This window comes from Nostoc favosum CHAB5714, assembly GCF_020829495.1.
GTDB lineage: Bacteria > Cyanobacteriota > Cyanobacteriia > Cyanobacteriales > Nostocaceae > Nostoc > Nostoc favosum.
Genome location: NZ_JAIVFQ010000163.1, coordinates 1 through 9609, shown reverse-complemented (window position 1 = coordinate 9609; position 9609 = coordinate 1). Strand labels below are relative to the sequence as shown.

Sequence of the window (9609 nt, the reverse complement as noted above, 5' to 3'; positions counted from 1 at the left end):
GACCACATTTTACACAAATGTGATTTTGTTTACCTCTTCGTTTACCATTTTTTCTAATTTCAGTAGACTCACAGTATGGACAATACACAGTAGAAAACCTCAATTCATCCCTCTATTATGCAACGCCTTTTTAGGTTAAACATTGCCTACAAGATGGCTTACTACTAATTTATGCAGACGCAACCCGAAAAAACAGGACAAAAAAACCCACAGCGTTTAAAAACATATCTTGCTAGCTGCATTCCCCAGATAAAATAATGAAGAGTGCTGAGTCACCGAAATGGTCGATGACCGACAAAAAAAAGATACAAGCCCATAAATAAAAAATTTAGGGCATTGTTAATTTTGAATGCGTGAATTTTGAATTCGGAGCGAAGCGACGTGACGCCTTCACAAGACGTAGATACTGTAAACGTTCCCAACATCGACCCAGAAGGATATGGCAACTCAGACAATGATCCTCTTGATGAGTTGCCAGGTGAAGTCGAAATGTCCCTTTTCGACCACCTAGAAGAGTTGCGGCAGCGCATTTTCTATTCGCTGATTGCCGTAGCGGTGGGTATTATTGGCTGTTTCTTTGCCGTTAAGCCGATTGTCCAGCTACTTGAGGTTCCAGCACAAGGAGTAAAATTTCTCCAACTTGCACCCGGAGAATATTTCTTTGTCTCCGTCAAAGTTGCAGCCTACACTGGCTTCGTACTTACTAGTCCTTTCATTCTTTACCAGATTATCCAGTTTGTGCTTCCAGGACTGACTCGCCGTGAACGCCGTTTACTGGGGCCTGTGGTTTTGGGTTCGACTGTGCTGTTTGCTGCTGGGTTAGTATTTGCCTATTTACTCCTTATCCCCGCAGCTTTGAAATTTTTCATCAGCTACGGAGCAGATGTAGTTGAACAACTTTGGTCAATTGATAAATATTTTGAATTTGTGCTGCTCCTGTTATTCAGCACTGGTTTAGCATTTCAAATTCCCATCATCCAACTATTGCTCGGTAATTTGAACATTGTCTCGTCAGAACGGATGGTTTCTGGTTGGCGTTACGTGATTATGGGAGCAGTCGTTTTAGGAGCCGTGCTTACACCTTCTACTGACCCCCTAACTCAAAGTCTTTTAGCGGGAGCAGTTTTAGGGCTTTATTTCGGTGGTGTTGGACTGGTTAAACTTACAGGTAAATAACGATATTCCAAAAAATCTAAACTTAGTTTTAGTTGAGGAGTGCAGTTAGTAAGATCCTAACCACTATTTCCAACTCTTCGGTAACACGATAAAGGTTGATTGCTTGCTCAATATGCTGTGTCTGTCGGTATAATCTGCCAAATTGCCAAACATTACCTGTTGTTACCGCTCCTAATATTTCTGTTTGAGTAGAATCAGTCCACCTGTCAAGAGCTATCATCTCAGTTGCCAGTTGTGTAAATCCCCTATTTATATCTGCTTGCTTGGCTTCAATCACAATTAAATTAGTTTCTGTTTTGAGGAAATAATCAAAATTACCTTGAAGTCGGTTATCAACTTTGATAGTGTATTCAATTCGTAATTTAGCACGGGAATAGTGAATTAAATCGGTAACAATTGGCGCAATTAGCATTTCCCGGCGTGTAGCTTCGTTCTCCAAATCTACATAGGGTAAAACTTCCTCAATTCGCTGCTTGAGGTCACTAAGCCGGTCTAATGTACCAGAATATTGTGGTAAATCAATAAATTTCCGCTCGAAGGAATAGCCGAATTCAGCAACTAAATCGTCAACCGCAAACCCTAACTCAAAGTAATTACTAAAAGTATACGAGCGATTTGGGTCTAGCAATGGTTGGCGGCTCATTTGAGTTTTCTCCAAATTGTCAATATCTTTTACGAAGGTATTTTTGTATAAAAAACACTGTAATTACTCAAAAAATTATTAATGTTAATGCAATAGGAGGTCATAATATCCATTCGGAAGAACGTTCACCCAAATCTAGAGGAATGCTAACAGCTTTGCCGAGGCGGGGGCGATCGCGTGTTTGGGTAATATATGTTTGTACCTGCGTTGACCCCCCCAAGGCATGAAGATAATTAGCAATGGTGTCAAGATGCTCTTGGTACTCCGCCTCGCTCAAGGGAAAAGAAGCTTGCTCCAAGTATTTCCACATGACTTGCAAAAATATCTTTCCCTGTGCCCGTCGAAACTGGACATCATAAGAATATCCCCACTTATCAAGCAACATCTGACGTAATTCCTGTCCTGTCATAGCTTTTCTCAATCAGATTTTACATTTAGTTATGATGTTAAGTTCCGTGACTCCAGTATGATAAGGATATAAAGAAATGTAATGCTAACAGAAAAGATGCTTTTTATATCTTGGAACAAAGAAGTATGGCATCGTTGTGAGCGCTAGCATTTCGACTTAGACAAGAGTTCCTCAAGTACAGTACTTTTGTCAAAATGCTTAACAAAATACACAAAGAGCGCGTAGATTATGGCTCAATTTTCTGAATCAGCAGACGTGCCCGATATGGGGCGTCGTCAGTTCATGAATCTGCTCACTTTTGGGACTGTCACTGGAGTGGCTCTGGGTGCATTGTATCCCGTTGTCAACTACTTTATTCCACCCGCAACTGGTGGTGCTGGTGGCGGTACAACGGCAAAAGACGAGCTAGGTAACGATGTTAGTGTCGCTAAATTTCTAGAAAACCGGAATGCAGGCGATCGCAACCTAGTCCAAGGGCTAAAGGGAGATCCTACCTATATTGTGGTAGACAGCAAAGAGGCGATCAAAGATTATGGCATTAACGCCATCTGCACCCACTTAGGTTGTGTCGTCCCCTGGAACGTTGCAGAGAACAAGTTTAAGTGTCCTTGTCATGGTTCCCAGTATGACGAAACTGGTAAGGTTGTTCGCGGCCCAGCGCCCCTGTCTTTACCTTTGGCCCATACCAGTGTAAACGACGACAAAATCGTCTTGACCCCTTGGACAGAAACCGACTTCCGCACCGGTGATCCAGCTTGGTGGGCTTAATCAGTGCTGAGTTATGAGTGCTGAGTTCTGAGTAAGGGAGTGAGGAAGCAGAGGATCAGAGGGGCAAAAGGGCAGAGGAGATAATAGTAACTCCTAACTCCTAACTCCTAACTCCTAACTTCTAACTCCTAACTCCTAATGACCAATGACTAATTCAATCGTTGCCCTTATTAGAGATGAGAAATGTTTTCTTAAGAGCGAGGTTAACTCGCAGCGCTAGAGCGATCGTAAAAACATTGCTCATAGCGATCGCTACTGTGACATTTTACTTCACCAGCGATCTAGCCCTTCCCCAATCAGCTGCCGCCTATCCCTTTTGGGCACAGCAAACCTATCCCGAAACCCCCCGCGAACCAACCGGGCGGATTGTTTGTGCCAACTGTCACCTAGCAGCCAAGCCTACAGAAGTGGAAGTTCCCCAATCGGTGCTACCTGACACTGTATTCAAAGCTGTGGTGAAAATTCCCTACGATCTGAGTGCCCAGCAAGTTGGTGCTGATGGTTCTAAGGTTGGCTTGAACGTCGGTGCTGTACTGATGCTACCTGAAGGCTTTAAGATTGCTCCCGAAGACCGTCTTTCTGAAGAACTTAAAGAAGAAGTTGGCGACACTCCTTTCCAACCCTACAGCGAAGACAAAGAAAACGTCGTCATCGTCGGCCCCTTACCAGGTGAACAGTATCAAGAAATCGTCTTCCCAGTTCTTTCTCCCAACCCCGCAACCGATAAAAACATCCACTTCGGTAAATATTCAGTTCACTTAGGTGCTAACCGGGGGCGCGGACAAGTTTATCCAACTGGCGAAAAGAGCAATAACACTGTTTACAACGCTTCCGCTACTGGCACAATTACCAAGATTGCCAAAGAGGAAGATGAAGACGGTAACGTTAAATATCTAGTCAACATCCAACCTGAATCTGGTGATGTTGTCGTTGATACGATTCCTTTAGGGCCAGAACTGCTTGTTTCCGAAGGGCAAGCAGTTAAGACTGGTGAAGCTTTGACCAGCAACCCAAATGTCGGTGGCTTCGGTCAACAAGATGCAGAAATCGTATTGCAAGATGCCTCTAGAGTCCAATGGATGATTGCATTCATCGCTCTTGTAATGTTAGCCCAAGTTATGCTTGTGCTGAAGAAGAAGCAGGTTGAGAAAGTTCAAGCTGCTGAAATGAATTTCTAAATTCTCTGCTAAATCATTCCTTGTAGGACAGGCTTGTTGCCTGTCTTTTTTATATGTTATGGTTCCAAGTCTGTACATAGGACTCAGAGGTTTATATTCAATTTGTTTTAACAAGTATATCTACTTAATCAAAAAATTTTATATTAACTTATAGTCTTTTTTTGTGGAATCTGTTATATTTTAGTTGTAAGTTATAACAATCGTTATAACAAAACATAACTTCTCATATCAAATTTATGATGTCTAAATATTGCATTTGAATGCTAGTGTCTTCATACTTAGGAATTAGCTCATGGCTGTAAAAAGTTATCCCGTAACTCATGCAAAGGTAGGAAATCAAGATGGGTTTCGCTTACCTCGCGCATTCTCTAAAGATTATCCCCATTTAGCTAATGCTTCAGGTCATATTGAAGTGCTATCTGATAACACGTTCTTAGTTAGATTAGAAACCGATAACGTTGATGAAGCTGATGAAGATGAGGGCATTATGATGAGCCTTTTTCTTGACTTTCTGATGAAGAATGCTATGCAGAACCCTTCTCAACTCGTTCCTTATACTCAAGAAATGAGCGATGAAATGGATGATTTACTGGCTGATGTAGTTATAGATTAATGGCTGCATTTACTTGTAATGGATGGCAAATTTTTTTCTACCCATTGTTTAACGAACAATGGGTAGAATTGCGTAATAGGGTTCGTATTTTAAAAAATGAGTTACCTAAAGAAGAATTTATTACACATTCAGATGTCAAATTCTTAAAAGCATTGAATATTGGCATTAAAGAAAAAATTCCTCAAGACCCTTTTGCTAGTCACTTTACTTTGCAAAAACCTTTGCAAAAGTATAGCCGTCTCAAAAAAATGGGGCTACCTGAACGATATAGATTATTCTTTAGAGCATTCAAAGAACTAAAAATTATTATTATTCTTTGGTTAGGTTTTCCTCGGAAGGAAGGCGATAAAAAAGATTGTTATCAAGTTTTTAGCAAAAAAGTAGAGAATGGGGACTTTCCTGAAAGTATTGAGAATCTACTTGCAGAATGTGAGTTAGAACATTCTGATGATTAAAACGAAGAGTAAGCAGTGATTGGACACGGCTAGCATTAGCGAAACTTGAAGCGCACAGCAAATGATTAACAAAGAAATTGCCGAGCATTATCTGTGGGGTAATAATTGTCATGGCTGGCATCTTGTTAAGCAACCATTGAGCGTGATTCACGAACTGATGCCAGCAGGAAGTTTTGAGGTGAGAACATTATCACCAGCGATGTCTACGACGGGCTATTCGGCGTCGCACCAGTTTTTCTTTATCTTATCTGGAAAGGCAACCTTAGAAATCAATGGTTCCCGCCAAGTGCTTTCTCAACACGAAGGTGTAGAAGTTCCGCCTAATGTTCCTCATCAGATGCTCAATGAAAGCGACTAATAGGGTGAGCAATACCCACCCTACTGCTGTTGATCATTTTTTGTGAGACTATAGCGGACGATAGACGCGATAGTTGATTTCGGGGAAGATATTATCCATTAACTCGACTTTTTCTAACCAACCACTGTCAACTTTGCCGACTTTAACGTCTTCATAGAGCTTATTGAACCGCATCAGGTGCGATCGCGTCCGTCTAACTGCATAGGGTACCATTGTTCCCGTCCGCATAATAAATGCCCAGTCGGAAGATTGTGCTAATAACAATTCCCTCGCCGCTTGGTTGAGCGCTCTCCACTGCAATTCATCCTCTGGTTCCAAATGCGAGATTTCAATCATCCGTTCAGCAGCTTTGTGCAAATGCGGATAAACCCACGCGTTCGTTTCATTTAACCAATATTCGTGGAAACCCTTGAAACCCCAACTCGACTGCGAAGGACGACAGACTTGCTGAGTTGGCTGATCTCGCAAATAGTCTGCTAAATGGGTCATTTGATATGTTTTTTGGTCATACCACGACTTACGGAATAGGTAATCGATGAACCAGGGGCCTTCATACCACCAATGTCCAAATAACTCTGCGTCATAAGGCGAAACGATAATTGGCGGGCGCTGCATTATACCATAAAGATGCTCAGACTGCTGCTCTCGGTTATACATAAAGTTAGCAGCGTGTTCTGCGGCCTTTTCCCTAGCCCAATAAGGATCATAAAGCGCCTTATCTGAAAGTCCTAAACCACGCCCAGTAATTTTGTGATACTTAATACCCGTATTTTTTCGCTGACCATTGGGCATGATGTAGGGCTTGATATACTCATATTCTGCTTCCCAGCCCAAATCTTTGTAAAATTCTCGATATTCCGCCGCCCCAGGATAGCCCACTTCAGAAGACCATACCTGTTGGGAAGATTCATGATCTCGACCAAAGACTGCAACACCAGTTTCTGTATAAATTGGGGCATAAGTGCCAAAGCGCGGACGGGGACGGGCGTAAAGGATGCCATGCCCATCAGTGAGGAAGTAGCGTAACCCAGCATCGGCTAGCATCCGATCTAAACCTTCATAGTAGGCACATTCCGGCAACCAAATGCCTCTGGGTGCTTTTCCAAAGGTTTGCTCGTAATGTTCGCAAGCTACCTGAATTTGCGCCCATACCGCCTCTGGATACATTTTCATCAACGGCAAATAGCCGTGAGTAGCGCCGCAAGTGATGATTTCCAGGTTGTTACTGTCTTGAAACTGCTTAAAAGCTGTCACCAAGTCACCTTGATTACGTTCCCATATCTGACGCGCTTCTTTAAACTCAGTAATGTAATGTTCGGCTAAATAACGAAGATGTCCATTATTGACATTATGTTCTGCTTCTAGTTCTATAAGTTCTTCTAGTTGGGTCAAGTGTGCGTCATAGCGTTCTTGCAGCAGAGGATCACGAAGCATCGACACTAGAGGTGGTGTCATACTCATCGTGATTTTAAAGTCGATACCGTCTCGCTTTAAGCCTTCAAATACTTTCAATAATGGAATGTAGGTTTCTGTGATGGCTTCATAGAGCCATTCTTCCTCCAGCACGTAGTCACTTTCCGGGTGACGAACGAAGGGCAGATGTGCGTGGAGTACAAGCGCGACGTAGCCGATAGCCATAGTGATTTTGGGGTGATACTTGTAAGTTGAAGGTCGAGAGGTTTGGCTGAAATTAACAATATTTTAAGACTTTATGGGGATAGTGAAGATACGAGTGTCAACTTTTCACATAAAAGGAACGCTTAGGCTACTGCTTCATGTTAATTGTTCACAACTTTAAGATATTCATCCTCATCAGCCAGCAAAGTTGCGATCAGTTTTAGAGGTTGTGCAACGGACTTTATCAGATATTGTTTGGTTCATAGCACCATTTTCCCATGCCTTTTTCAGAATATTTGCTCAGGATCAATACCTGCGGCTCGTAATCGTTCTGTCAATATTGCAGACCGTTCACGTTCCTGTTCTAGCTCTTGATTTGCTTGCTGTAACTGTTGGTTTACTTGCTCTAACTGTTGGTTTGATTCTTCCTCTGGTAACATCACCAACTGCCTATCTGGTGTAAAAAAGCGTAATTTGCCCAAATATACTGCCAAATACAGCCCTAATTGCTGACTCCATAACCAACCTGACTCAGTGGGTACAAGGTCTTGATATTGCCCATCAACTAAGTGAAATTCCTGTAATTCTAGGTTGTTTGGGTCAAACCAAAAGTAATCTGGAGTGCGAAATGTATTCTGGTATATTTGCTTTTTCAAACCTTTATCAACCGAGGCAGTGGAATCAGATAACATCTCATTGACACTCTCCTGCCTAAAGGCGAGGAGATTCTTAAGACTTCACAATCTTAATATCCTGTTTGCACAGGTTCCCAAACTCGCCACGTTTGCACGGGAGTGCGTGGTGATATCTTTTGGGCGTTTTGCTGACTAGCAGCTAGTTTCGCGGAGTCCCCACGTACTATTTCCAAACATCTATCTCTGATTGTTTTTGCAGCACCGATGTCAGCGTGTTCATGATATCCGCATTGGGTGCAGATGAACTTCTCACCATCACGATTAGACTTATCAATATGCCCACAATTTCTGCATTCTTGACTTGAGTGCTTAGGATTGATTTTAATTACGACTTTTCCTTGCTTCACAGCGAGATACTCAATCTTTAAAATTAACTCCGACCATGCTGCATCAGAGATAGAGCGATTTAAACCCTTCTTTCTTGATTGTCCATTTTTGAGAAACCTGCCAGATATCTCATCAACCTTAACTTTACAGCGCTTCAACATTCCAGAGATGTTTAAATCTTCTAACGCAACAGCATCAACCTTTCTGGATACTATTTTGTTGGCGACATCCCACTGGTAAGCTACTCGTTTATCTGTAATCTTTTTGTGAAAACGTCCTAACTTATTAGCTGCTTTTTTACGATTTTTACTACCCTTAGCTTTTTTGCTAACTCGCCTCTGTCTAATTTTCAGAGTGCGTTTAGCTTTTTTGTTGGTTGAGAATTTAGGATTATTAATTTGATGTCTATCAGACAAGTGAACAAGTTTGGTTATCCCCAAATCGCAACCAAGGACAGACTCAACTTCATTCAATGGTTTTGGTATGTAATCTGGAATGCTTTTGTTTTCGATCCTAATTGAGACATACCAGCCATCCTGACGCTTGCGAATCGTAGCAGCTTTGATGGTAAATCCATTTGGTATTGACCGGGAATTAAAAAAACGCATCCATCCCAATTTGGGAAGATAGATTTTACTACCTTGAAGTTTTACACCCATTTGGTAGGTGAAAGATGTAAAATTACTCCTGTTTTTGAACTTAGGAAAGCCTCTACCCTCAAAGAAGTTTTTGTAAGCAGTGTCAAGACGTTTAACATTTTGCTGTAGTACTGTAGAGTCAATTTCACTAAACCAGGGTGCACGTTTCTTTAACTCCGGCAATGCAGTTATTTGGATATCTCCAGCACTACGCCGTGGGTTTTTAAGCTTACCGTCTAAAACGCTCTTGTTATCTTTCCAAGGTTCTCCGCTTGCGCCATTTTTGCTAACAAAACAAGTCAGTGGACAAGCTTCTCCCTTGGTTGTAATATCGCAATAGTTACCTTGAATGAATTGCTGATTATATTGAGCTATTCTGTCAGCTAAACTCCAGTTATAAGTAGAGCGGAGCATATCTAGCCAGTTACTCATTTTAATTGAGTGAGTAACGTTAGGACGCAGCTTAAAACAAAAGTTTGTTAGCAAATACCATCACCTCCTGTTGTTGATTAGCTTCTTTGAATATACACTACATATATACAAAATACAATCAGTAATTCAGAAGCATGGGAAGTTTTTCTCCAGACGAATATAGGCACGAAGGAAACGCAATATCACTTCTTAACTACCACTTCGTCTTTATCCCCAAGCGCAGAAAGAAGGTATTGGTAAACGCAATAGCACAAAGACTACAGGAAATTATCTGTGAAGTCTGCAATGAGAATAGATGGA

Annotated in this window: 13 protein-coding genes; 7 read left to right on the top strand and 6 right to left on the bottom strand. The window is 41.7% G+C overall.

Annotation, left to right across the window (positions count from 1 at the left end; genetic code table 11):
* The coding region (locus LC586_RS41805) for a transposase-like zinc-binding domain-containing protein (RefSeq protein ID WP_438822952.1) at positions 1 to 88 on the bottom strand (88 nt) is incomplete at its 3' end.
* Positions 89 to 381: 293 nt separating this feature from the next.
* On the opposite strand from LC586_RS41805, the gene tatC reads away from it, so the two are divergent.
* Entirely contained in the window at positions 382 to 1176 is a 795-nt protein-coding gene (gene tatC / locus LC586_RS38240) for a twin-arginine translocase subunit TatC (RefSeq protein WP_229490994.1), read from the top strand.
* Between the two features lie 28 nt (positions 1177 to 1204).
* Here tatC and LC586_RS38235 read toward each other — a convergent pair whose 3' ends face one another.
* A complete protein-coding gene (locus LC586_RS38235) occupies positions 1205 to 1819 on the bottom strand; it encodes a hypothetical protein (protein ID WP_229490992.1) in 615 nt (204 codons plus the stop codon).
* Positions 1820 to 1919: 100 nt separating this feature from the next.
* Positions 1920 to 2228: a DUF3067 family protein gene (locus tag LC586_RS38230; protein ID WP_109011578.1), complete on the bottom strand. Its 309-nt coding sequence runs from the start codon at positions 2226 to 2228 to the stop codon at positions 1920 to 1922.
* Between the two features lie 228 nt (positions 2229 to 2456).
* Between LC586_RS38230 and petC the strand changes: the two genes are divergently transcribed.
* The 5 genes from petC (at position 2457) to LC586_RS38205 (ending at position 5600) form a co-directional block, all read left to right on the top strand.
* Positions 2457 to 2996 carry a cytochrome b6-f complex iron-sulfur subunit gene (gene petC, locus LC586_RS38225; RefSeq protein WP_229490991.1) on the top strand — a complete coding sequence of 180 codons (540 nt, stop codon included), beginning with the start codon at positions 2457 to 2459 and terminating at the stop codon, positions 2994 to 2996.
* A gap of 176 nt (positions 2997 to 3172) precedes the next feature.
* On the top strand, positions 3173 to 4174 hold the full coding sequence (gene petA / locus LC586_RS38220; protein ID WP_229490989.1) for a cytochrome f: 1002 nt from the start codon (positions 3173 to 3175) through the stop codon (positions 4172 to 4174).
* Between the two features lie 292 nt (positions 4175 to 4466).
* The gene (locus tag LC586_RS38215) at positions 4467 to 4787 is read left to right on the top strand and encodes a hypothetical protein (protein ID WP_229490987.1); all 321 of its coding nucleotides are present in this window, start codon (positions 4467 to 4469) and stop codon (positions 4785 to 4787) included.
* On the top strand, positions 4787 to 5242 hold the full coding sequence (locus LC586_RS38210) for a type II toxin-antitoxin system YhaV family toxin (protein WP_229490985.1): 456 nt from the start codon (positions 4787 to 4789) through the stop codon (positions 5240 to 5242). The genes LC586_RS38215 and LC586_RS38210 overlap by 1 nt, the downstream gene beginning before the upstream one ends.
* Before the next feature lie 61 nt (positions 5243 to 5303).
* A complete protein-coding gene (locus LC586_RS38205) occupies positions 5304 to 5600 on the top strand; it encodes a cupin domain-containing protein (protein WP_229490983.1) in 297 nt (98 codons plus the stop codon).
* A gap of 48 nt (positions 5601 to 5648) precedes the next feature.
* On the opposite strand, the gene LC586_RS38200 is transcribed toward LC586_RS38205, so the two are convergent.
* The 3 genes from LC586_RS38200 to LC586_RS38190 all read right to left on the bottom strand — a co-directional run bounded on the left by LC586_RS38200 (position 5649) and on the right by LC586_RS38190 (position 9363).
* On the bottom strand, positions 5649 to 7238 hold the full coding sequence (locus LC586_RS38200; RefSeq protein WP_229490981.1) for a glycoside hydrolase family 57 protein: 1590 nt from the start codon (positions 7236 to 7238) through the stop codon (positions 5649 to 5651).
* 266 nt (positions 7239 to 7504) lie between these two features.
* Complete coding sequence (locus tag LC586_RS38195; RefSeq protein WP_229490979.1) at positions 7505 to 7909, bottom strand: Uma2 family endonuclease; 405 nt, start codon at positions 7907 to 7909, stop codon at positions 7505 to 7507.
* 53 nt (positions 7910 to 7962) lie between these two features.
* The gene (locus tag LC586_RS38190; RefSeq protein WP_267921803.1) at positions 7963 to 9363 is read right to left on the bottom strand and encodes an RNA-guided endonuclease InsQ/TnpB family protein; all 1401 of its coding nucleotides are present in this window, start codon (positions 9361 to 9363) and stop codon (positions 7963 to 7965) included.
* Between the two features lie 80 nt (positions 9364 to 9443).
* On the opposite strand from LC586_RS38190, the gene LC586_RS38185 reads away from it, so the two are divergent.
* The coding region (locus LC586_RS38185) for a transposase (RefSeq protein ID WP_229490996.1) at positions 9444 to 9609 on the top strand (166 nt) is incomplete at its 3' end.